Consider the following 23870-nt stretch of genomic DNA (forward strand, 5'->3'; position numbering starts at 1 on the left):
CTTAGACCAAGGAAGGTGAAGAATGGGCAAGCAGATTATTATTGTCGGTGCAGGGGTTGGTGGCACGATGTTCTCCAACCATTTGGTCAGCAAACATGCGGTATCGCTCCGCTGGAGACGATCTTGATGCTCGACGATTTCCTGCGTTGTCGTAGTGTCCGAAATAAACTTGAAATTATTTACACCTACGCTACTACCACTCTGCTCCAGCATAATTTCTGGTGCTTACAGCGACCAACTGGCGAGATTGTGCCAAGTATCTTCGAGCAGAAAAACATCCGCTTTCAGGGCGATTTTACCCTGGGTAAAGTCGATCCGGAGCGGCGTATCGCCTACTTCGAAAAGGCCGGTTGCGACCCATCGCATCGCTACCGAAATCCGCCTAGGGGCGCAGCCCTGTGCAGGGTATGACGAGCACCCATTGTGGAGTAGCACTGATATTTGGAACACGGCATGTCATTGGAAAGCAACTTTCACCTAAAGGACTAGCTCATGATTATCAAGCCTCAGCCGTCAACGGCAAGGACTGCCAATACCCTATGGGACCCCCAGGCATATCTCAAATTTGCCCGTCTACGAGAACGGCCAGTGGTGGAGTTGTTGAACCAGGTCAGTCTAGAACATCCTAAACGAATCTATGACTTGGGGTGCGGCACCGGGATTGCAACTCAATTGTTGGCCACGCGCTGGCCACAGGCCGATCTGACGGGTGTGGACAGCTCGGCGGAGATGCTTAAAGAAGCCAAGAGTTTGCCAATCAAAGCGTTTTGGCAGGCATGCGACCTACAAGTCTGGAAGGCCGATCAGCGAGCAGACCTGTTGTTTGCAGCGGCGGTGCTGCACTTCATCAAAGATCACAAGGTGTTGCTGCCACATCTATTGACACAACTCAATCCCGGTGGCTGCCTGGCGGCGCATATGCCCAACTGGCGTGATGCACCCTGGTATCAATTGATGCTGGAAACCCTTGAGCACGGCGGCATCAATAACGGACCACTGGGGGATTTGCAACTGCGACGGTCTATGGCCGAGCGTTCGGTGCTGTCACTAGACGATTACTATCGTTTGTTGGCTCCGCTGACCAAGGACGTGGATATCTGGGAAACAGAGCACTTACAGATAGTCGAGGGCAACTCACCGATCTTCGACTGGGTCAAGGTCTCGGCACTACGTCCAGTGCTGCGGGCACTGGACGAGCAAGAACGGCAAAGGTTTCTCGATCACTATCTGCCACGTATTCATCAGGATTACCCACCGGAAGGGAATGGATGCACCCTGTTTCCGTTCAAGCGGATTTTCATTCTAGCGACTGTTTGAGCGCGAAGGCGGCGATACCCGACGTGACATGGAAACGGAACCGCCCGACCCCGCCCATCGCTGTAGGCCTCGGTATCGGCCATGAATGGTGTTGGCTGCCACCTGCGCCTGCGATCCGTCGTTCCGGCACGACGGCAGTTGGCATTGGCGGCTGATAGGGTGTCGTCATAGAGATAGCTCAGGCTTCCCAGGACAGCCGGTCACGGTGCGGCGTTTGGTCGTCGTTGCGAATCATCTGACTTAGCGGTCCTGATCGCGGAGCTGTCGTGTCGACTTTTCTTATTAAGAGTTGAACCCGAGTCAGATGGCCTTTTTGATAAATGGGCATTTGACCGCCGGGTGAGCGTTATTTACAGGTACCTCGAGGCAAGAATCAGTCCAATGTGCGCTCTCGTGATCGGACCACGGTCTATTCGAATAGATTTTTTCATGCCTCAAGGATCTAGCATGAGTCTTCTTCATCCCAACACAGTGGCCTGAGTTGGGGACACAGGAGGCAGCGTTTGCCGCCTGCTGAAAAATCGTGGTCCGTATGTTTTTTCAAGATTTAAGGATTTCCAGTGACAACACCCTATTCCAACACAGCGACGGTCGTTCAGGGCTCGCCGAACAAAGCCGATGCCGGGTCACTCTCCGGTACGACAGAACTGCAAGACCGCACCTTGGGCAGCAGTGGTGACGACCGGATCATCGGCGGCGCCGGCCACGACAGTCTCTACGGCGGCGACGGCAATGATCGCCTGAAAGGCGGCTCCGGCCATGACACGCTCTACGGTGAAAATGGCGATGACACCCTTGAGGGTGGTGCTGGCCACGATGTCCTCGATGGCGGTGACGGTGATGACCATCTCCATGGCGGTCTTGGTCACGACCTGCTCAAGGGCGGTGCCGGCGATGACACCCTGGCAGGCGGCACGGGTCATGACGTGCTCCACGGCGGTGACGGAGAAGACAGTCTCAATGGCGGAAACGGCCATGATCTGCTCGATGGCGGAGCAGGCCTCGACTGGTTGTCTGGCGGGCCAGGGCGCGACACGTTCCTGTTCTCGGCCGTAGCGGACTCGACACCGGACGCGGCCGACTGGATCGTGGACTTTGTCAGCGGTCAGGACACTATCGACCTGACGGGCATCACCGGGGGCGCGGGCCTGCATTTTGTCGAGACATTCAGCGGGCGGGCAGGTGAGGCCATGCTGGGTTACGACCTGCAAGTCGACTTCTCTGGAGACGGGCTGGTCGATTTCCGCGTCTATACGGTTGGCCAGGCGGCGGTCACAGACATCGTCGCCTGATGGGACCGTGACGAGCAGCGCACCGGCGCTGCTTCCGAGGGTGTAGCGAGGACTCATGATCGAGCCATTCAGCCGTCGTGGATCGACGGTGTGGTGGCCGTATCACTGCTGTCTCTTGAAATCAGGTCTATCAGGGAAGATCAATGAAGTCGTTGCAAACGATTGCCGACAGCCCTTTGTTCCGTGTGCTGGGCGACTATAAAAATATTCTAATCAGCGTCGGTTGTTTCACCGCCCTGATCAACCTGCTGATGCTGGCTCCTTCGATCTACATGCTCCAGGTCTATGACCGGGTGCTGACCTCACAGAACGAAACCACGCTGGTGATGCTGACGCTGATGGTGGTCGGGTTCTTTGCCTTTATCGGGCTGCTGGAAACGATCCGCAGCTTTATCGTGATCCGCATCGGCAGTGCATTGGAGCGACGCTGCAACCTGCGGGTCTACCAGGCGGCGTTCGAGCGTAATCTGTTTCGTGGGGAAGGCCACGCCGGCCAGGCGCTGGGCGACCTGACCCATATCCGCCAGTTTCTCACGGGACCGGCGTTATTTGCCTTCTTCGATGCCCCATGGTTTCCGATCTACCTGTTGGTGATCTTCCTGTTCAATCCCTGGCTCGGGGTCTTCGCCAGCGTCGGCGCGCTGCTGTTGATCGCATTGGCTTGCCTCAACGAGTCGCTGAGCAAAAAGCCGTTGCGCGAAGCCAGCGGTTATTCGCAGAAATCCAGCCAGTTGGCCACCAGCCACCTGCATAACGCCGAGACCATCCAGGCCATGGGCATGCTCGGTGCCCTGCGCACACGCTGGTTCCAGATTCACTCGCGCTTTCTCGCTCGCCAGAACCAGGCAAGCGACACCGGAGCAATCGTCACCTCGCTGAGCAAGTCCCTGCGCCTGTGTCTGCAATCGCTGGTGTTGGGCCTGGGAGCATTGCTGGTAATCAGGGGCGATATGAGTGCCGGAATGATGATCGCCGGTTCTATTTTGATGGGCCGGGTGTTGAGCCCGATTGATCAATTGATCGCCGTGTGGAAACAGTGGAGCACCGCCAAGCTGGCTTATCAGCGGCTTGACGAGTTATTACGCGAGTATCCCGAAGCGGCATCACCCATGAGCCTGCCCGAGCCCAAGGGGCAAGTGACGTTCGAGCAGGTCAGTGCCGGTCCGCCCGGCAGGCGCGGCGCGACCTTGCATCAGGTGAGTTTTAAGCTGGAGGCGGGCGAAGTGCTTGGAGTGCTCGGCTCCTCCGGCTCTGGTAAGTCGACCCTGGTACGGGTGCTGGTGGGCGTCTGGCCGACCTTGGGTGGTGTGGTGCGCCTGGACGGTGCGGATATCCATCGTTGGGACCGCAACCAACTAGGCCCGCACATTGGTTATCTGCCGCAGGCGATTGAACTGTTCAGTGGCACGGTCGCCGAGAATATCGCCCGTTTCAGCGACACCGACCCGCAGAAGGTGGTCGCGGCGGCGATCCAGGCCGGAGTGCACGAACTGATCCTGCGCCTGCCCCAGGGTTATGACACGGTGCTCGGCGACGCTGGCGGCGGCCTGTCCGGCGGGCAGAAACAACGGGTGGCATTGGCCAGGGCACTGTATGGCGGCCCGCGCCTGGTGGTTCTCGACGAGCCGAACTCCAATCTCGATGCCATGGGCGAGGCCGCCCTGAGCGCTGCTATCGCACAACTGAAGGCCCAGGGCAGCAGCGTGATCCTGGTGACTCACCGTTCCACTTCGCTGGCCCAGACGGACAAGTTGCTGGTGCTCAACGACGGTCGGATGCAGACCTTCGGCCCTCGCGCGCAGGTGCTCAAGGCGCTGTCCGCCACCGCCCAGGCCGCTTCTCCTCAGGCAGTCCCATCTCCGCCTGATGAACCGCTCTGCACACCGGACGAGTTGACCTTGAGTCGACAATACCGCGCACCGACACGGAGTAGCGGAGCATGATCCAAGACAACCTGATGCAGTGTGACAATACCCTGGAGCGCCCAGAGCGTGACGCAGGGTTTTTCGTCCGGACTGGCTGGTGGCTGGCGCTGTTGGGCGCCGGTGGCTTTTTTGCCTGGGCGGCCCTGGCGCCACTGGACCAGGGTATCGCGGTGCAGGGCACCGTGGTGGTTTCCGGCAAGCGCAAAGCGGTGCAGTCGTTGGGCGGCGGGGTGGTCGAGCGGATTCTGGTACGCGAAGGACAACTGGTGCGCCAGGGGCAACCGCTGTTTCGCCTCGACCAGACCCAGCGCTCGGCCGATGTCCAGTCCCTGCGGGCGCAGTACCGCATGGCCTGGGCCAGCCAAGCGCGCTGGCAGAGCGAGCGGGATAATCTGGTGCAAGTGCATTTCCCGGTTGAACTGAGCAGCGATGCCGACCCTCAATTGAACCTGGTACTCGAAGGTCAGCGACAGTTATTCAGCAGCCGCCGCGAGGCTTTTTCCCGTGAACAGGCGGGTATCGGTGCGGCTATCGAAGGCGCTACCGCGCAACTGGCGGGCATGCGCCGGGCTCGTGCCGACATGACGGCACGCGCCGACTCCCTGCGGCATCAACTGGATAACCTGCGCCCCCTGGCGGACAACGGCTATATCCCCGGCAACCGGCTGATGGAGTACGAGCGCCAGTTGTCGCAGGTGCAGCAGGACCTGGCGCAGAACACCGGCGAAAGCGGTCGGGTCGAGCAGGCGATCCTCGAGTCGCGGCTCAAGCTGGCGCAGCACACCGAGGAGTATCAGAAGGAGGTGCGCAGCCAGTTGGCCGATGCCCAATTGAAAACCCTAACTCTGGAGCAGCAACTGACTTCCGCCCGTTTCGAGCTGCGGCACAGCGAGGTCAGCGCGCCGGCCGAAGGCATCGCGGTCAACTTGAGCGTGCATACCGAGGGAGCAGTGGTCCGTGCTGGCGAGACCTTGTTGGAAATTGTGCCGCAAAGCGAGCGCCTGGAAGTGGAGGGGCATTTGCCGGTGAATCTGGTGGACAAGGTCGGCACCGCGTTGCCGGTGGACATCCTTTTCACCGCCTTCAACCAGAACCGCACACCCCGGGTCAGCGGGATTGTCAGCCTGGTTTCCGCCGACCAATTGCTCGACGAGAAGAGCGGGGCGCCGTATTACGTACTGCGCAGTTCGGTCAGCGACCTGGCCCTGGAGCAACTCAACGGGCTGGTGATCAAGCCGGGCATGCCGGCCCAGATGTTCGTGCGTACCGGCGAACGCTCGCTGCTCAACTATCTGTTCAAACCCCTGTTGGACCGTGCGAGTTCTGCCTTGATTGAGGAATAGGATGTTGTGCTCGATAAAAAAACCGCTGTGCCTGGCCGCTGTCCTGCTGTTGTTCATTTCCCTCGATTGCCAGGCCATGGGACCGTTCCGGGTCTATGAACAGGCGCTGCGTAACGATCCGCTATTTCTCGGCGCCCTGAAGGAGCGCGATGCCGGACAGGAGAACCGTGCCATTGGCCGCGCGGGGCTGCTGCCACGGCTGTCCTACAACTACAATCAGGGGCGCAACGACTCTCGGGCGACCTACTTCAACGAGCGCGGCAACAGCCATGAGGACCGACACTACACCAGCTCCGCTTCGGCGTTGATGCTGCAACAACCCTTGATCGACTACGAGGCCTATGCCAGCTACCGCAAGGGCGTGGCCCAAGCACTGTTCGCTGACGAGATCTTTCGCGGCAAGAGCCAGGAATTGCTGGTGCGGGTGCTGACCTATTACACCCAGGCGCTGTTTGCCCAGGAGCAGATCGAAATCGCCCAGGCCAAGAAGAAAGCTTTCGAGCAGCAGTTCCAGCAGAGCGAGCATCTGTTTCGGCACGGCGAGGGCACCCGCACCGATATCCTCGAGGCCGAGTCACGTTACGAGTTGGCCACTGCCGAAGAGATCGAAGCGCGCAACGTTCAGGATGCCGCCTTGCGCGAGCTTGGGGCGTTGATCGGCGTACCGACGGTCGGCGTGGCCGACCTGGCGCCCCTGAGCCAGGCTTTTCAGGCCTTCGCGCTGGAGCCTGCGAACTTCGACAGTTGGCACCAACTGGCGCTGAGCAACAATCCAACCCTGGCGTCCCAGCGTCAGGCGTTGGAAGCAGCGCGCTACGAGGTCCAGCGCCATCGCGCCGGACATCTGCCGAAGATCAATGCCTATGCCAGCCTGCGCAAGAGCGAGTCCGACAACAGCAATACCTACAACCAGCGCTACGACACCCACACCATCGGCATCGAGGTGAATGTGCCGCTGTTTGCCGGCGGCGCAGTGTCCGCCTCGGTGCGCCAGGCCAGCGCTAAGCTGGAACAGGCCGAGTACGAACTCGACGGCAAGACCCGCGAAACCCTGATCGAACTGCGTCGACAGTACAGCGCTTGCCTGTCGGGGGTGAGCAGGCTGCGAGCCTACCAGAAGGCGCTGAGCTCGGCCGAGGCCCTGGTGGTTTCCACCCGGCAAAGCATCCTCGGTGGCGAGCGGGTCAACCTTGATGCACTGAACGCCGAGCAGCAGCTCTACAGCACCCGCCGCGATCTGGCGCAGGCGCGCTACGACTACCTGATGGCCTGGACCAAGTTGCATTACTACGCCGGCACCTTGGGTGAAACCCATCTGGCCAGAGTTGATGAAGCTTTCACCGGGCGGGAGCCTTAGTGAGCGATTTCGACAGGATTTTTCATGAGATAAATCATTGAATACGTGCGCCGCTTTTTTGTGGTGCCCATGCTCTATTGGTTTGCTTTGTGAAAAAGGACTTCATTATGCTGACAGCCAAAATTTTTGCTCAAACAAGTCCTGCCTACCTGCAGGTCAAACATTTTCAGGTGGCGTCCGATCGCAATGCGGATGTGTTCCATCAGCAAAAACTTTCCTATTCGAACGATCAGGCGGCAGCGGCATTGATTCGTAATGCGGCGGGTTTTCAGGATCTGGATGGCGATGGCAGAATCGATGTTACTTATGAGTTCCTGGATCTTCCCTACGGGCCAAGACTTGCCAGTATCTTCGATCTGGATGGATTTACGCCATTCAACCCGCAGCAACAGAATCAAACCAAGTTATCGATGCAGTCCTGGGCGGACCTGGCGAATGTGAGCTTTCAGGAAAGTCATTCCGGTGGCTGCGATGGTCATCTGTATTTTGGCAACTACCAGATTAACCACGACGCTTCCGGCGAATCGGCGTTCACTCAGAATTTCTTTAGCCGTACTGATCAGACTTCCTATGTTTGGGCAAAGGTCAATGAGGCGAACGATATCAACAAGGCGCCGGCTGTTAATAATCTTGCGCGGTTTATCTTGGGCCATGAAATAGGCCATGCCCTGGGACTTGAGCATCCGGGTGATTACAATGCCAGCGACTCGACCCCGCTGGGTTATCAGCACGATGCGGTTTATGCGCAGGATACCGTTGCTTATAGCGTCATGAGCTACTGGTCGGAAAACTACGCGGGACATGATTTCAGTGACGACTATGGTGCCTACCTGATGGAGAACTATTCACCGTTGGGCATGCTGTTGGGAACACCGGTTGCGGTTGTGCGTGAGGCTTACATGAACTATTTCTTTCCCGTTGATCACCTGCGAACACATTCCTCCGCACCCTTGATGGATGATATCGCCGCCATCCAGCAGCTCTACGGCGCCAATATGAATACCCGTGTCGATGACACGATTTATGGCTTCAATTCAAATACCGGTCGCGACTTTCTGAGTGCTACGTCCTCTGCGGACAGGCCTCTATTTGCAGTCTGGGATGCCGGTGGCAACGATACGCTGGATTTTTCCGGTTTTTTCCAGGACCAGAAAATCAACCTCAATGAGCTTTCTTTCTCCGATGTCGCGGGCCTGGTGGGCAATGTGTCTATTGCCAAAGGTGTTGCGGTGGAGAATGCGATTGGCGGTTCTGGCCATGACCTGTTGATCGGTAATGCGCTGGCCAACGAAATTACCGGGGGAGCCGGCAACGACATTCTCTACGGCGCTGGCGGCGCCGACTTGCTGCGCGGTGGCGCCGGCCAGGACACCTTTGTGTTCGGTGCGGTGGCGGATTCGGCCTCTGGAGAGTCGGACTGGATCCTGGACTTTGTCAGCGGCGAAGACAAGATCGACCTGTCCGGGATCACCCAAGGGGCGAATCTGAAGTTCGTCAAGGCACTTACCGGTCAGGCCGGCGAGGCGATATTGAGCCATGACTTGGAGACGGGTCTGGCTACCTTGCAAATCGACTTCGCTGGGACCGGGAAGACGGATTTCCTGGTTACCACGGTAGGTCAGGCAGCGGTGACGGATATCGTGGTATGAGGTGATACAAAGAGATTGGCATTCAGGTGCTTCTCTCTTTTGGTGAGACGCTGAAAGGCGCGAACGGAGTGAGCAATCAGCGATCTAATGCTGTTTCAACAGCACAAAATCGTTCTTGTCGAAGCGCCCGCCCAGCACTGGCACCAGGGCGCCGATCGGCGAACCTCGCAGCTTCTGGTAATCCTGCTTATCCATTACCAGCCATGCCGGGCCGGTCACGGCCCGGAGCTGGTCCGCCGTGTCGGTAAACAGCGGTTGCAGGTCCTCGTCCAGATTGACCATGAACTTGATTGCTTTCGCGTCCTTGCCCATGGCGTGCAGGATCACGGGCGCCGGGTCATGGCGGATCAGTTGCAGGGCGGCACGGGTGAAGGTCCGGGTGTCGTAGGCCGCGCGTTCGACGGGCTCGACCACCAGAATGTAGCTCGCCCATAGCGCCAGCACCGCGCAACCCGCCAGGCCCAGAGCCCGCCAACGGGCCTTGAACAACAAGGCCATGGCGAGTATTTGCAAGGCGCCCACCAGCCAGGGTACCAATCCCAGCGTCGGCAACGCTTCGGGAAAGCGCCGGTGCAGCATGATCATCCCAGCGATCAGCAAGCTCGGCAGGATCAGCCAGATCCCCTGGATCAAACCACGCAACCAGGTGAACAGCCGCCCCTGGATCGCATGGAACGGGAAGGCCGCGACAATCGCCAGCATCGGTAGCATCGGCAGGATGTATCGAGCCTTCTTCGCCTGCGGCACGGACAGCCCGAGCATCACGATCAGGCCGGCTGCCAAGCAATGCAGAACCAGTTGCAGGGCTGGCCCACGCTGCCGGCGAGCGTTTGCCAGCAGCGCGGCAACCACCAGTACCGCCAGCGGGTAGGCCAGTGCGTAATTGCCCAACGAACTGGTGAAGTAATACAGCACGCCGCTGGAACCTTCGCTGCCGTCCATCCGCCCGATGAACTGCATGCGGATCACTTCCGCGAGGAAGAGGTCGCCGCCGTCGAGCCAGGCGAGCCAGAGCAGCAGGCCGATGCAGGCGACCAACAGAGCCAGGGCCTGAAAGCCGAACATCAGCAAGCGCCGCCATTGACCGCCCAACAGATAGAAGCTACAGAGCATGCCGGTGGGGATCACCAGGCCGATGGGGCCGCGAATGGCGAAGCCCAGCACCAGCAGCGCGAAGATCCACACAGTGCGTTTCGGTGCGGCGAAATGTTCGGCGGCGTAGCCCAGGTAGAACACCGAGAGTCCGACCGCAGCCAACATCAGGTCTAGCGATATGGCACGGGTTTCGCTGACAAAGGTGTTGCTCAGCAGCAGCAAGGCGATGCTCAGTAACGCCCAGCGTGGCGAGTAGCCCGCGACCAGTCGGTACATCAGCACCACGATCCAGGCCGCTGCCAGCGCGCTGGGTAGCCAGGCCGCGAGAGTGTTGACCGCACCGAAGGGCAGGGCGCACAGCCAGACCAGGAAGGTCGAGAACGCCGAATAGTCGGGATAGGGTTCACCGTAGGTGGTGGGGAAGAATCCCGGACCGTGACGGAGCATTTCCTGGGCGAACAACACGAAGCGCGAGTCGAAGCCGATGACGGCTTGCTGATGGACCCCGGCAAGAAACAGCAACAGGGCAATCAGGCCCAGGCCGAGGGAGTGCCGATTCAGGGTAGTGCGTGAAGAGCACGTCGATGTCACGGCCATGCACCTGAAAAAAAGCGGGTAGGCCCGCAAGGAACTAAACCGCGGCCATTCGGAAATGGCCGTGCCCTGTGTCTATCTCCAGTAACCCCGACTCAGCGATCAGCCCTGATCGTGACGGGTCACCGGTAGATCGAGGGACGCACCGCGGCCAATGGCAAAGTAGCTAAAGCCCTTGCGCTGCATGCGGTTGGCGTCATACAGATTGCGCCCGTCGAAGATTACCGGGGCCTTGAGGCGCTGCTGGAGCCGATCGAAATCCGGCGCCTTGAATTGCTGCCATTCGGTGCAGACGATCAATGCGTCGGCCCCGACCAGGGTCGCCTCCGGCGTGCCCATCAGCGACAGGCCCGGCTCGTCCGGATAGAGGCGTTGGGTTTCCTGCATGGCTTGCGGGTCGAAGGCCCGTACTTGGGCGCCGGCAGCCCACAAAGCCTCCATCAACACACGGCTTGGCGCGTCGCGCATGTCGTCGGTGTTGGGTTTAAAGGCCAGGCCCCAGAGCGCGAAGGTCTTGCCCTTGAGGTCGCCTTTGTAGAATGCGTTGATACGGTCGAACAGCTTGTGTTTCTGCCGTTCGTTGATGGCGTCCACTGCCCGAAGCAGGTCGCTTGAGCAGTTGGCTACCTCGGCACTGCGGATCAGCGCGCGCATGTCCTTGGGAAAGCATGAACCGCCGTAGCCGCAGCCCGGATAAATGAAGTGATAACCGATCCGCTGGTCGGCGCCTATCCCCATGCGCACAGCTTCGATGTCCGCGCCCAGGTGTTCGGCCAGCTCGGCAATCTGGTTGATAAAACTGATCTTGGTTGCCAGCATGCAGTTAGCAGCGTACTTGGTCAGTTCCGCGCTACGCAGATCCATGAACATGATGCGGTCGTGGTTGCGGTTGAACGGCGCGTAGAGGTCGCGCATCACTTCACGCACTGCCTCACGCTCGCAGCCGATGATGATACGGTCCGGACGACGGCAATCTTCCACCGCCGAGCCTTCCTTGAGAAATTCCGGGTTGGAGACGATATCGAACTCCAGTTCGCGGTCGGCTTTGCGCAAGGCGGTTTCGATATGCGCGCGCAGGGCGTCGCCCGTGCCCACTGGTACGGTGGATTTTTCCACCAGAATCAGCGGCTCGAAGCGATAACGGGCAACGGCATCGCCGACCGAAAGAACGTACCTGAGATCGGCCGAGCCATCCTCGTCCGACGGTGTGCCGACGGCGATAAACAACACTTGGCCGTGCTCGATCGCCAGTTTCTGGTCGCTGGAGAAATGCAGGCGGCCACTTTCCAGTTGGGCCTTGACCATGATCTCCAGCCCTGGTTCGAAGATCGGGATATGGCCCTTGCGCAGCAATTCGATCTTGTCCTGATCAACGTCCATGCACACGACATCGTGACCCACTTCGGCCAGAACAGTCGCCTGTACCAGGCCGACATAACCGCTACCCATTACGCTGATTTTCATACGGAGTCCCTAGGACGGGGTGTACGTGGAGAGTTGATCGTGAGCACACCCAGGATGACCAGCGCCACCCCCAGTGTCTTGGAAAGGCTGAAACTTTCGTGGAAGAACGGCAGGCTGGCGGCCAGCAAGTAGACCAGGGCGTAGCTCACGCTGAGCAACGAATAGGCACGCCCCAGCGGTAGGTCGCGCAGGGTGGCCAGCCAGCAGAGCATCGACAGTGCGTAGGCAAGGATCGAGGCGCCGACCACGCCCAGCGCCAGCCAGGAGATATCGCCGATCATCAGTGTGTCCAACCACTGGCTGGGCTCGGGCAAGTGGGTCATGCCCCAGCGCATACCCAATTGGGCACCACTGACCAGCAGGACGCTGGCGCCAGCGAAAGTGAAACCGCGACACAGGTTCATAGATGCAACCCCAGCAATACCACACCGGCAATAATCAACGTCACGCCGAACCAGTGATGGCGATCAATCGGTTCCTTGAACAGGTAGTGCGCCACCAGGGTGATCAGCACAAAGTTCAGGCTGAGCATCGGATAGGCAATCGCGACCTCCAGTCGTTGCAGGACCAGCAACCACGCCAGCAGGCCGAGCGCGAGGCAGGCCAAGGCCAGCCACAACCAGGGCGAACGCAGTTTGCCGAGCAGGCCGATGGCGTTCTCGCGCCAGCTTTCCACGGCGAGCTTCTGGGCCACCTGGCCCAGGCAGGTCAGCAGGCAGGCGCCGAGGACAAGGAGCAGGGTCATGAGGCGCTTTGCGGAAAAATCAGGATGACTATATTGCCATCCTCGTAGCGGGTGTAATCCTTGGGCAGCATGGCGATTTCGCGCTGTTCTTCTGCGCCCTTGAGGCGCATCACCACGCCGACCTGGCCTTCACGCCGGGCATCGTCCATCCAGGCCTGGATCTGCGTCATGTCGCGGGTACGCTCGGTGGCTTCCGGGTAGCCGAGGCCGTACTTTAGTTCGCCCCTGGTGTTGTAGAGCGTGATGTCGGTACGTTTCAGGCGCCAGGCCAGGGCCGAGGCAGCGCCCAGGTCGTTGCTCAGCAGACGGTGGCTCTTGCTCAATTCCAGACTATGTTCGGCGATGAATTGGTCAGGCATCTTGTTATGCACGACAATGCTGGGCATGGCCGTGGGCACTAGCGCTACCAACAAGCCCATGCCCAAGGCAGGAAGGGCCCAGTATTTCAGCGGTCTGAACAGCGATATGACGTTGAGCAGAATCCAGCCGGCAATCATCAGGCACAACAGTGTCAGGTGAACGGGCTCGTCGTGGTAGAAGGGCTTCTTCAGTTGGAAGAACACCAGTGCAGCCGCCGCGAGCAGGCCCAGCACCAGGTTGAGCAGGCTATTGAGGCGTGGCACCGAAGCTTCGGCGCGAGCAATGCGCTCCATCAGCGAATGCCCCATGAGCAGGGCCAGCGGCATCAGGCACGGCATGATGTAGGTTGGCAACTTGCCCCGACTCAGGCTAAAGAACGCCAGCGGCAGCAGCAACCACAGCAACAGGAACACGCTGATCTGTTGGCCACGGCTCTTCCAGGCGTCCTTGAGGGTGGCCGGTAGATAAGCCGCCCAGGGCAGACTGGAGATGACCATCAGTGGCAGATAGAACCACCATGGGCGACCATGCTGGGCATCTTCGGCGGCAAAGCGACGGATATGTTCGTGCCAGAAGAAGAACCGCCAGTAGTCCGGCTCCTGGAGATGCACGGCAATCACCCAGGGCAGGCTGACCAACGCCGCCACGAACACCGCCACCAGGCCATAACCGAGCAATTCGCCGAAACGTTTGCGCCAGATCATGTAGGGCAGGGCGATCAGCACCGGCAGCAGTAGCGCGAGAAAACCCTTGGTCATAAAGCCCCAACTGCAGGCGAAACCCAGCGCGGCCCAGGACAGCAAACGGGCTTTTTTCGTGGTGCTGTCGATGGCAAGCCACAGCGCGATAAAGCTCAGGTTGACCCAGAAGGTGAACTGGGGATCGAGATTGGCGTAACCGGCCTGTCCGGCAATCAGGCCAAAGCTCATGAACAGGATGGCGGCGGCGAAGCTCTTGCGTGGATCGTTCCACAGGCGTGCGGCCAGCAGGTAGACCAGCAGCACGCTCAGGCCGGTGCTCAGGGCCGAGGCGAAACGCACGCCGAACAGGTTATGGCCGAAGAGCGCCTGGCCGAGGGCAATCATCCAATAGCCAGCGATAGGTTTCTCGAAGTAGCGCAGTTCCATGAAATGCGGCGCGGCCCAGTGGCCGCGCAGGAGGATCTCCTGGCCGATTTGTGCGTAGCGAGCCTCATCCGGGATCCACAGGCCCTTGGTTGCCAGCGGCGCCAGGTAAAACAGCAGGAAAGCGAGGAACAGTAATGGCAAAGCCCAGCGTCTAGTCATCCTTGCTGTACCCCCAGCCAGCCTTCGCGACCGTTAAGAACGCCGCGTACCAGCCGTCCTTCCGGCAACCGGTCACGTTGCGCCGGTAGCAGATTGACCAGGGGTTGAAACTCAATGTCGCGTGCGCTGGCTTGAGCCAGTAGTTGACGAAAATCACTTGCCATCAGAATCCCTTCTACTTCTGCGTGAATGGTGTAGACATTCAGTCGCGCCGGGCCGAACCGGTCGAGAATGAATGCGTTGAAATTCTCTGCGGCCAGGTCCGCGCCAACGACTTCGTCGAAGGTCGGCAGGTCCACGGGAATCTGCGGGGTGCCCAGGCTGCCATCCGCCAACCTTGGCAGAAACAGGCCGTGCCCCCGGCAATCGCTGTTATAGCGAAAGCCGAAATGCTCCTTGGCTTGCACGACGCGCTCATCCGCACGCCATCCGGCGACGGCGGAGCATTCGACGGCTTGCCCGGTGATATCGCTCAGGCAGTCGACACCGCGACGGATCTGTTCGATCAATTCGACTGCGCTCCAACGCCCTGCATTAGCCTGCCAGCCATGATGATCCCAGGCGTGCAGGCCGACTTCATGGCCGGCGGCCAGGGTCCGGCGCATCAGATGCCCCAAGTCGCGACCGATCGGCTTGCCCGGCCAGGCCGTGCCGGCCAGCAAGATATCCCAGCCGTACAGGCTGGCAGCCTTGGAGCGCAGCATCTTCCAGAAGAATCGCGGCTTGATGAGGCGCCACAAGTGGCGCCCCATATTGTCCGGCCCGACGCTGAAGAAGAACGTCGCCTTGACCTGGGCCTCGTCGAGCAATTCCAGCAACCGCGGCACACCTTCACGGGTGCCACGGTAAGTGTCCACATCGATGCGAAGTCCAGCCTGCATCAGCGCTGGTCCGCGATTTCGAGCATGGCTTCACGCAGGAAGAAATCCAGCGTGTTGCCGATGGTTTCGCTCATCTCGACGCTAGGTTCCCAGTTCAGCAGGCGCTTGGCGTTTTCGATGCTCGGCTTGCGATGTTCCACGTCCTGGTAGCCTGCGCCGTAGAACGCCTTGCTTTCCACCTCGCGGAAACCCGCGAACGGGGGGAAGTTGCCGCGCAGCGGGTGGGCTTCGAACTGACGCAGCAGCTCTTCGCCCAGCTGGCGGATGCTGGCTTCGTTGTCCGGGTTACCGATGTTGATCACCTGGCCGTTGCAGCTATCGTTCTCGTTGTCGACGATACGTGCCAGGGCCTCGATGCCATCGGCAATGTCGGTGAAACAACGTTTCTGCTCGCCGCCGTCGAACAGGCGGATCGGCGTGCCTTCCACGAGGTTCAGAATCAGTTGGGTGATGGCACGGGAGCTGCCGATACGAGCCGAGTCCAGGCGGTCCAGGCGCGGGCCCATCCAATTGAACGGGCGAAACAGGGTGAAGTTCAAGCCTTTGGCGCCATAGGCCCAGATCACACGGTCCAGCAGTTGCTTGGAGACCGAGTAGATCCAGCGTTGCTTGTTGATCGGGCCGACGATCAGGTTCGAGGTGTCTTCGTCGAAGTTCTTGTCCTGGCACATGCCGTAGACTTCGGAGGTCGACGGGAAGATCACGCGCTTGTTGTACTTGACGCAATAACGCACCAGCTTCAGGTTTTCTTCGAAGTCCAGTTCGAAGACGCGCAACGGGTTGCGGGTGTATTCAATCGGAGTGGCGATGGCTACCAGTGGCAGGACTACATCGCACTTCTTGATGTGATACTCGATCCACTCGGAGTGGATGCTGATATCGCCTTCGACGAAATGGAAGTTCGGATGGCTGCGCAGACGCTCGATGGCATCGGAACCGATGTCCAGGCCATAGACTTCGTACTTGTCGTCACGCAGCAGACGCTCGGACAGGTGGTTACCGATAAAGCCGTTGACCCCCAGGATCAGTACACGGGTGCGCCGTGGCTTACGGCCCGACTCGGCGCCCCGCAGCACGGACCCCTCAACCAGGCCCAGTTCACTGGCCAGTTGCGGGCCGCTGAGGAACAGGCCGTTTTCATTGCGCTGGCCGGCATTGATCCGCAGCGAATCTTCACCACAGGCGATACGCAACGGGTCCACGCTGATCACCCCGCCCGGCGCCCGGCCTTCGTTGCCTTTGACGACATCGGCGGCCCAGACGATCAGCTTGTGCTCGCCCACGGCGCAGAACGCCCCTGGGTAAGGCTGGGTGACCGCGCGAACGAGGTTGAACAGTTCTTCGGCTGGCTTGCTCCAGACCAGTTTGCCGTCAGCCGGGGTACGACGACCGAAGTAGCTGGCTTGGGATTCGTCCTGAACGGTTTCGCTCAGCTCGCCTTGAGCCAGTTGTGGCAGGACGTCGCGCAAGAGGCTGGCGGCGCTGTCACGCAGCTTGGAATGCAGGCTCAGGGCGGTATCGCAACGTTCGATGGCGATCCGATTCTGCGCCAGGATGCCGCCGGCATCGGCACGCTTGACCATGCGGTGCAGGGTCACGCCAGTCTCGGTTTCGCCGTTGACCAGCACCCAGTTGGCAGGCGCGCGACCGCGATAACGGGGTAGCAACGAACCGTGCAGGTTGAATGCACCCTTCTTGGCGATGCTCAGCAGTTCTTCACTGAGTAGGTTGCGATAGTAGAAGGAGAAGACGAAGTCCGGACTCAGTTTGGCGATGCGCTCGACCCACAGCGGGTGGTTGGCGTCTTCCGGTGCATGCACCGGGATGCCCTTGAGTGCGCACAGTTGGGCAACGGAACCGTAGAAGGTTTTTTCCTTCGGGTCGTCGGCATGGGTAAACACCGCGGCAATTTCATAGCCAGCGTTCAGCAGGGCTTCGATGCCTGCGCAACCGATATCGTGATAGGCGAAGACAACGGCTTTGGGACTCATGATGCGACCTGATTGGCGGGAGTGGTAGAAGAACATTCAGTGCTGGCGCTGCTGGAACGCGGTTGGCTACGCGACACTTTTTCGATAAAGAATCGTGGGCGGGCGCGGACATCGCTATACATACGCCCCAGGTATTCGCCCAACAGGCCCATACCGATGAACTGGCCGCCGGTGAACACGAACAGCACGGCGAACAGCACGAACATACCGTCACCGGCCCACGCGGCACCGAAGATCAGGCGCAGGACGATCAGCATCAGCGCGAACAGTACACCGAGGCCAGCCATGGTGAAGCCAATGATGCTCAATAGCCGCAGGGGCGTGGTGGTCATGCAGGTGACCAGGTCGAACATCAGGTTGATCAGGCGCATCGGGCTGTATTTCGAGTCGCCGTGCTCACGCTCGGCGTGTTGCACCAGCAGCTCGGTGGTGTGGCGGGCGAAGCTATTGGCCAGGATGGGGATAAAGGTGCTGCGCTCGCGGCAGGCGAGCATGGCATCGACGACACTGCGACGGTAGGCGCGCAGCATGCACCCGTAGTCGCTCATGGCTACCCCGGTGGAGCGCTGCACGGCCAGGTTGATCAGGCGCGACGGCCAGCGACGCAGGGCCGAGTCCTGGCGATTGTTGCGCACGGTACCGACGACGTCGTAACCCAGCGCGGCCTGTTCCACCAGGCGCGGAATTTCTTCCGGCGGATTTTGCAGGTCGGCATCCAGAGTAATCACCACATCGCCGATGGATTGTTCGAACCCAGCCATGATCGCGGCGTGCTGGCCGTAGTTGCGATTGAGAATGACCGCAACGACCGGGCTGTCTTCGCGTTCGGCGGCTTCCTGAAGAATCTCGGCGGAGCGATCACGGCTGCCGTCATCGACCAGGATGATTTCCACGTCCTGGGTCAGTTGCGCACAAGCCGCTTGGGTACGACGCAACAGCTCGGGCAGGCTCTGTTCTTCGTTGTAGACCGGTATGACGATCGATACGCGCTGGATTGGATAAGGTTTCAAAGGTTTCTTTCCAGAATGGTTTCAATAATGCAGACGATGATCGGTGTCATCGTGTGGCAAATCGGACTCGTATACGCCTCAATCGGCCTGTACCAGTCATAGCGGCGGACACGGAACAACCCATGAAAGGATGCCAATACATTAATCGGCATCCGGGGACTAACGCCTGAAACCTGGAAAGGCACTGCTGTGCAAGAGTGGTATCTTCATGATTTTCATAGACTCCCTGACATAAGATCGGACATGGGCCTACGGTAAACGCTGAAATGTGAAAAGCCTATGAAAGATGGATCAACAACCTGTCCTTTTTGCCATCCAGACAGCCTGTATTCAGGAAATGATTCATTGGCCCCGCCACGCCACGGACCACCCTCCATGAGTGCCTCAATCTGCTGGACTTAACGTTCCTCGGGGTTGCCCGCAGCACGCCGGTACGAATCCCTGCCGGCCCCGGCCATGACGAAGGGCTACCTAACCATTGGCAAATAACTTCTCATTTCGGCAGAATAAATAATTCTAAAAAGTGTTGATATGGAAATTATTTTCCAATAAAGTCATTTGCAGGTTGCCGACTTATCATGTCTCGCCGATTCAGATTCATTGAGTCTGCTGCGGGCGAACCAACAAAAACAACAGGTGCCGTCGATGAAAACCTTCACTGCCGCACTGCGTCTGCGACGTACCTCACCTCACCGCCCATGCGAGTGCCTCGCGCCCGCATCCTCGTTTTGCGCTCTGGAACCTCATGCCGCTGTGCTGTCGAACGCAAGGGCAGCGTGCCTGTGCGTTGAAATAAAGGAGTGCTCTGAAAGGCTTCCCTCATAAAATCAACAACAATTGTGGAGACAGAATATTCATGGACACCAAGATTCGTTTCGCTTCGCTGGCCTTGTCTCTGCTGTTCGCCAGCGGCGCGGCCATGGCCGACCTGAGGATTGGCGTCAGCATGTCGCAGTTCGACGACACCTGGCTGACCTACCTGCGCGAGAACATGGACAAGAAAGCTCAATCGATACCCGAGGGCGTCAAGCTGCAGTTCGAAGACGCCCGCAGTGACGTGGTCAAGCAGTTGAGCCAAGTGGAAAGCTTCATCAGTCAGAAGGTGGATGCCATCGTGGTCAACCCGGTGGACACCGCTGCCACCCGGAAAATCACCGAAGCTGCGGTCAAGGCCGGCATCCCACTGGTCTACGTCAACCGCCGTCCCGACGACCTGAACCTGCCCAAGGGCGTGGTCAGCGTCGCTTCCAACGACCTGGAAGCCGGCCAGATGCAGATGCAGTACCTGGCCGACAAGTTGGGCGGCAAAGGCGAGATCGTGATCCTGCTGGGTGACCTGGCCAACAACTCCACCGCCAACCGCACCAAGGGTGTCAAGGAAGTCCTGGCCAAATACCCGAACATCAAGATCGACCAGGAGCAGACCGGAGTCTGGTTGCGCAACAAAGGCATGGACCTGACCAATGACTGGCTGACCCAGGGTCGTAAGTTCGATGCAGTGGTCTCCAACAACGATGAAATGGCCATCGGCGCGTCCATGGCTCTGAAACAGGCCGGGGTGGAGAAAGGCAGTGTGCTGATCGCCGGGGTCGATGGCACGCCGGACGGCTTGCGGGCCGTGGAGAAAGGCGATATGACCGTCTCGGTATTCCAGGATGCAAAGGGCCAGGCCGACGGCTCTATCGACACAGCGATGAAAATGATCAAGAAGGAGCCGGTCGAAGCCGTGGTATGGGTGCCGTACAGGTTGATCACCCCACAAAACGTCAAGGATTTCAAACAAGCTTCGTCTCAATAACAACAATAAACCGGCAGGGTGTTCGTGGCGCCTTGCCCACCCCGAGCTGAGGAGTCCCTAACCATGCTCGCTAGTGTGACTGCTGCGTCCACCGTCAACGCCACCGCTGGCGGTTCGCCCTACCTGCTGGAAGTGATCAACGTCAGCAAGAGCTTCCCCGGTGTGATTGCCCTGTCCAATGTACAGTTGCGGGTTCGCCCTGGTTCGGTGCTGGCGCTGATGGGCGAAAACGGGGCCGGCAAGTCGACCTTGATGAAAATCGTCGCCGGCATCTATCCGCCGGACGCTGGCGAACTGCGCCTGCGTGGCAAGCCAGTGACCTTCGATGCCCCCTTGATGGCGTTGCAATCGGGGATCGCGATGATCCACCAGGAACTCAACCTGATGCCGCACATGAGCATCGCCGAGAACATCTGGATCGGGCGCGAGCAACTCAATCGCTTCCACATGATCGATCATCGCGAAATGCATCGTTGCACCACGCACTTACTCGATCGTCTACGTATCGACCTCGACCCGCAAGAGCTGGTGGGCAACTTGAGCATCGCGGAACGGCAGATGGTCGAGATCGCCAAGGCGGTGTCTTACGATTCGGACGTATTGATCATGGACGAGCCCACCTCGGCCATCACCGAGAAGGAGGTCGCTCACCTGTTCTCGATCATCGCCGACCTCAAGTCCCAGGGTAAGGGCATCGTCTATATCACCCACAAGATGAACGAAGTCTTCAGCATCGCCGATGAAGTCGCGGTGTTTCGCGACGGCCAGTACATCGGCTTGCAGCGGGCCGACAACATGGACAGCGACAGCCTGATTTCGATGATGGTCGGGCGTGAGCTGAATCAATTGTTCCCGGTGCGCGAGAAGCCCATTGGCGAGTTGCTGTTGTCGGTACGGGACCTGTGCCTGGATGGGGTATTCCAGGGCGTGTCGTTCGATCTGCATGCCGGGGAAATCCTCGGGATTGCCGGTCTCATGGGCTCCGGGCGGACCAATATTGCGCAAACCTTGTTCGGCATTACCCCCGCCAGCGGTGGCGAGATCCGCCTGGACGGCAAGTTGCTGCGAATCAGCGATCCGCATCTGGCGATCGAGAGGGGTTTTGCTCTGCTGACCGAGGATCGTAAGCTCAGCGGCCTGTTCCCTTGCCTGTCGGTGCTGGAGAACATGGAAATGGCGGTATTGCCACACTACGTCGGCAACGGTTTTATCCAACAAAAGGCCCTGCGTGCCCTGTGCGAGGACATGTGCAAGAAGCTGCGGGTCAAGACCCCGTCTCTGGAGCAATGTATCGATACCCTGTCTGGCGGCAACCAGCAGAAAGCCTTGCTTGCGCGTTGGCTGATGACCAACCCACGGGTGCTGATCCTCGATGAGCCGACCCGTGGCATCGATGTCGGGGCCAAGGCCGAGATCTATCGGCTGATCGCTTACCTCGCCGGCGAGGGCATGGCGGTGATCATGATTTCTTCGGAACTGCCGGAAGTGCTGGGCATGAGCGACCGAGTGATGGTCATGCATGAAGGCGAGCTGATGGGGGTCCTGGACCGCGGCGAAGCGACTTCGGAGCGGGTGATGCAACTGGCGTCGGGTATTTCGGCGATTCACTGACTTTATCAAGGTGGGCACCGCATACCGGGGTCTGTCGGTGGCAAAGGAGAATAAGCGGTCATGAGTGCAGTCCTGGAAAACAAACCGGCGGACAACAAGCCCGCCCTGGCACCGATCAAGCACCGTCGACGGTTGCCGAGCGAACTGAGCATCTTCTTGGTGCTGATCGGGATTGGCCTGGTCTTCGAGCTGTTCGGTTGGATCGTCCGCGATCAAAGCTTTCTGATGAACTCCCAGCGTCTGGTGCTGATGATCCTGCAGGTATCGGTGATCGGCCTGCTGGCCATCGGCGTGACCCAGGTCATCATCACCACCGGGATCGACCTGTCCTCCGGCTCGGTGCTGGCGTTGTCGGCGATGATTGCCGCCAGCCTGGCGCAGACCTCGGACTTTTCCCGGGCAGTGTTTCCGTCGCTGACCGACCTGCCGGTGTGGATACCGCTGGCGGCTGGGCTGGGTGTCGGGCTGCTGGCGGGGGCGATCAACGGCAGCATCATCGCCGTGACCGGGATCCCGCCTTTTATTGCGACCCTCGGCATGATGGTCTCGGCCCGAGGCCTGGCTCGCTACTACACCGAAGGGCAGCCGGTGAGCATGCTCTCGGACGCCTACACGGCCATCGGTCACGGGGCGATGCCGGTGATCATTTTCCTGGTGGTGGCGGTGATCTTCCATATCGCCCTGCGCTACACCAAGTACGGTAAGTACACCTATGCCATCGGCGGCAATATGCAGGCGGCCCGCACCTCGGGGATCAACGTCAAGCGCCATCTGGTGATCGTCTATAGTATTGCCGGGCTCCTCGCCGGGCTGGCCGGGGTGGTGGCTTCAGCCCGAGCAGCTACCGGGCAGGCCGGAATGGGCATGTCCTATGAGCTGGACGCGATTGCCGCGGCGGTCATCGGCGGCACCAGCCTGGCCGGCGGCGTGGGGCGTATTACCGGCACGGTGATCGGTGCGCTGATTCTCGGGGTCATGGCCAGCGGTTTTACGTTTGTCGGAGTCGACGCCTATATCCAGGACATCATCAAGGGCCTGATCATCGTGATCGCGGTGGTTATTGACCAATACCGCAACAAGCGCAAGCTCAAGCGCTAGAGCTCAGGCTTCCGAGGTGGGAGCGTTGCTTGTCGGGCGGCGTTCCGATAAAGCTTTTGAGCGCCCCGGCGGCTTTTTTCCGGATTAGCCCAACCCTCAGTTGTGCCGTTTGTCCCCTGAGTGCGGGCACTGAACGAAATTTCTTGTTATAAACACACTCCGATGCGCATCCATGAAAGGGCTCCAGGACGCTCGTCCGAAGCTATCGGAGGATTTTTGCTGTCATTTCAGTTGCTGACTCGATAACTCGGCCTTAGACTGCCGCCCCTCGTAAATTGAGTGCCGGGTGGCGCTTGGAATGGACGGCGCCTTTCTGTGCATCCCCTCAGGTGCTCAGGACGCTCCCTAATTCGCCTTAATGCACGTATTTTCTATAGAGAAGTCAATGACAAAGGAAAAGTTGCTGGCCATGCCGGCGGACGACTACATGAACGCCGAGCAACTGGCTTTCTTCACCGAGCTGCTGCAGGCAATGAAAGTCGAAACCCACGCGCGTATCGAGCAGAACCGTATTGCTATCGAAAGCCTCGATACCCCGGCAGACCCGGCCGACGCCGCATCCGTTGAAGAAGAGCGCACCTGGCTGGTGAATGCGATTGACCGCGACCAGCGCATGCTGCCACAGCTGGAACAGGCTCTGGATCGCATTCGTGAAGATTCCTTCGGCTGGTGTGACGACAGTGGCGATCCGATTGGCCTCAAGCGCCTGTTGATCAGCCCGACCACCAAGTACTGCATCGAAGCTCAAGAGCGCCACGAGCAGATCGATAAGCATCAGCGTCAGGCCTGATTCAGCTTTCGTGGCGATCAGGCCAGCCTGCTCGCCACCTGTTGAACTCACTCTCCCAAGACCTCGCCACATCCTTTTTCTGCTTTCAGATTCCGCGCTTGCGATTACCACTAATGGAGCATGGCTAATGGCCTTGTAGTGGCGTTTAATGCAAGAAAATAACTAGAAACTGAAAGTAGGTAATGCACATGTCTGGAGAAGGAATTCTGTCCGAGGCCCTGACGCAATCGCCAGTGCAGTCGAAGTCCAGCTCGCATTGGTGGG

At 59.3% G+C, this 23870-nt stretch carries 18 protein-coding genes and 1 pseudogene; 11 read left to right on the top strand and 8 right to left on the bottom strand.

Translation table 11 applies throughout. The features are described from left to right. From AWM79_RS25370 to AWM79_RS05875, 7 genes and pseudogenes are all read left to right on the top strand, one after another. A pseudogene (locus AWM79_RS25370) lies at positions 1-411 on the top strand (hypothetical protein); the annotation flags it as partial. Positions 412-492: 81 nt separating this feature from the next. Further along, positions 493-1317 carry a methyltransferase domain-containing protein gene (locus AWM79_RS05845; protein ID WP_060782389.1) on the top strand — a complete coding sequence of 275 codons (825 nt, stop codon included), beginning with the start codon at positions 493-495 and terminating at the stop codon, positions 1315-1317. 560 nt (positions 1318-1877) lie between these two features. Next, the gene (locus tag AWM79_RS24160) at positions 1878-2609 is read left to right on the top strand and encodes a calcium-binding protein (RefSeq protein ID WP_082712578.1); all 732 of its coding nucleotides are present in this window, start codon (positions 1878-1880) and stop codon (positions 2607-2609) included. Positions 2610-2752: 143 nt separating this feature from the next. Then, positions 2753-4552: a type I secretion system permease/ATPase gene (locus AWM79_RS05860; RefSeq protein ID WP_017133914.1), complete on the top strand. Its 1800-nt coding sequence runs from the start codon at positions 2753-2755 to the stop codon at positions 4550-4552. Then, positions 4549-5877, top strand: coding sequence for an HlyD family type I secretion periplasmic adaptor subunit (locus AWM79_RS05865; protein WP_017133913.1), 1329 nt, complete (start codon positions 4549-4551; stop codon positions 5875-5877). Before AWM79_RS05860 ends, AWM79_RS05865 begins: the two co-directional genes overlap by 4 nt. 1 nt (position 5878) lies before the next feature. Further along, complete coding sequence (locus AWM79_RS05870; RefSeq protein WP_017133912.1) at positions 5879-7234, top strand: TolC family outer membrane protein; 1356 nt, start codon at positions 5879-5881, stop codon at positions 7232-7234. A gap of 107 nt (positions 7235-7341) precedes the next feature. Then, a complete protein-coding gene (locus AWM79_RS05875) occupies positions 7342-8883 on the top strand; it encodes a M10 family metallopeptidase C-terminal domain-containing protein (RefSeq protein ID WP_017133911.1) in 1542 nt (513 codons plus the stop codon). Between the two features lie 84 nt (positions 8884-8967). Here the strand turns inward: AWM79_RS05875 and AWM79_RS05880 are convergent, their stop codons facing one another. From AWM79_RS05880 to arnC, 8 genes are all read right to left on the bottom strand, one after another. Beyond that, a complete protein-coding gene (locus AWM79_RS05880; protein ID WP_060782392.1) occupies positions 8968-10575 on the bottom strand; it encodes an ArnT family glycosyltransferase in 1608 nt (535 codons plus the stop codon). A gap of 99 nt (positions 10576-10674) precedes the next feature. Then, complete coding sequence (locus tag AWM79_RS05885) at positions 10675-12036, bottom strand: UDP-glucose dehydrogenase family protein (RefSeq protein ID WP_060782393.1); 1362 nt, start codon at positions 12034-12036, stop codon at positions 10675-10677. Continuing rightward, the gene (arnF, locus tag AWM79_RS05890) at positions 12033-12440 is read right to left on the bottom strand and encodes a 4-amino-4-deoxy-L-arabinose-phosphoundecaprenol flippase subunit ArnF (protein ID WP_017133908.1); all 408 of its coding nucleotides are present in this window, start codon (positions 12438-12440) and stop codon (positions 12033-12035) included. Before arnF ends, AWM79_RS05885 begins: the two co-directional genes overlap by 4 nt. Beyond that, positions 12437-12781: a 4-amino-4-deoxy-L-arabinose-phosphoundecaprenol flippase subunit ArnE gene (gene arnE / locus AWM79_RS05895; protein WP_017133907.1), complete on the bottom strand. Its 345-nt coding sequence runs from the start codon at positions 12779-12781 to the stop codon at positions 12437-12439. The genes arnF and arnE overlap by 4 nt, the downstream gene beginning before the upstream one ends. Next, complete coding sequence (arnT, locus tag AWM79_RS05900; protein WP_026013397.1) at positions 12778-14427, bottom strand: lipid IV(A) 4-amino-4-deoxy-L-arabinosyltransferase; 1650 nt, start codon at positions 14425-14427, stop codon at positions 12778-12780. The genes arnE and arnT overlap by 4 nt, the downstream gene beginning before the upstream one ends. Then, positions 14424-15308, bottom strand: coding sequence for a 4-deoxy-4-formamido-L-arabinose-phosphoundecaprenol deformylase (arnD, locus tag AWM79_RS05905; protein WP_017133905.1), 885 nt, complete (start codon positions 15306-15308; stop codon positions 14424-14426). Before arnD ends, arnT begins: the two co-directional genes overlap by 4 nt. Beyond that, entirely contained in the window at positions 15308-17299 is a 1992-nt protein-coding gene (gene arnA, locus AWM79_RS05910; protein ID WP_060782394.1) for a bifunctional UDP-4-amino-4-deoxy-L-arabinose formyltransferase/UDP-glucuronic acid oxidase ArnA, read from the bottom strand. Before arnA ends, arnD begins: the two co-directional genes overlap by 1 nt. Then, positions 17296-18309: an undecaprenyl-phosphate 4-deoxy-4-formamido-L-arabinose transferase gene (gene arnC / locus AWM79_RS05915; RefSeq protein ID WP_017133903.1), complete on the bottom strand. Its 1014-nt coding sequence runs from the start codon at positions 18307-18309 to the stop codon at positions 17296-17298. Before arnC ends, arnA begins: the two co-directional genes overlap by 4 nt. An 856-nt stretch (positions 18310-19165) precedes the next feature. Here arnC and AWM79_RS05920 point away from each other — a divergent pair. The 4 genes from AWM79_RS05920 (at position 19166) to AWM79_RS05935 (ending at position 23606) form a co-directional block, all read left to right on the top strand. Further along, entirely contained in the window at positions 19166-20107 is a 942-nt protein-coding gene (locus tag AWM79_RS05920; protein WP_060782395.1) for a sugar ABC transporter substrate-binding protein, read from the top strand. Between the two features lie 63 nt (positions 20108-20170). Continuing rightward, positions 20171-21718, top strand: coding sequence for a sugar ABC transporter ATP-binding protein (locus AWM79_RS05925; protein ID WP_060782396.1), 1548 nt, complete (start codon positions 20171-20173; stop codon positions 21716-21718). Positions 21719-21778: 60 nt separating this feature from the next. Further along, on the top strand, positions 21779-22816 hold the full coding sequence (locus AWM79_RS05930; RefSeq protein WP_060782397.1) for an ABC transporter permease: 1038 nt from the start codon (positions 21779-21781) through the stop codon (positions 22814-22816). A 385-nt stretch (positions 22817-23201) separates the two neighbouring features. After that, positions 23202-23606, top strand: coding sequence for a TraR/DksA family transcriptional regulator (locus AWM79_RS05935; RefSeq protein WP_017133899.1), 405 nt, complete (start codon positions 23202-23204; stop codon positions 23604-23606). Positions 23607-23870 lie beyond the last annotated feature (264 nt).

Source organism: Pseudomonas agarici (assembly GCF_001543125.1).
Classification (GTDB): Bacteria; Pseudomonadota; Gammaproteobacteria; order Pseudomonadales; family Pseudomonadaceae; genus Aquipseudomonas; species Aquipseudomonas agarici.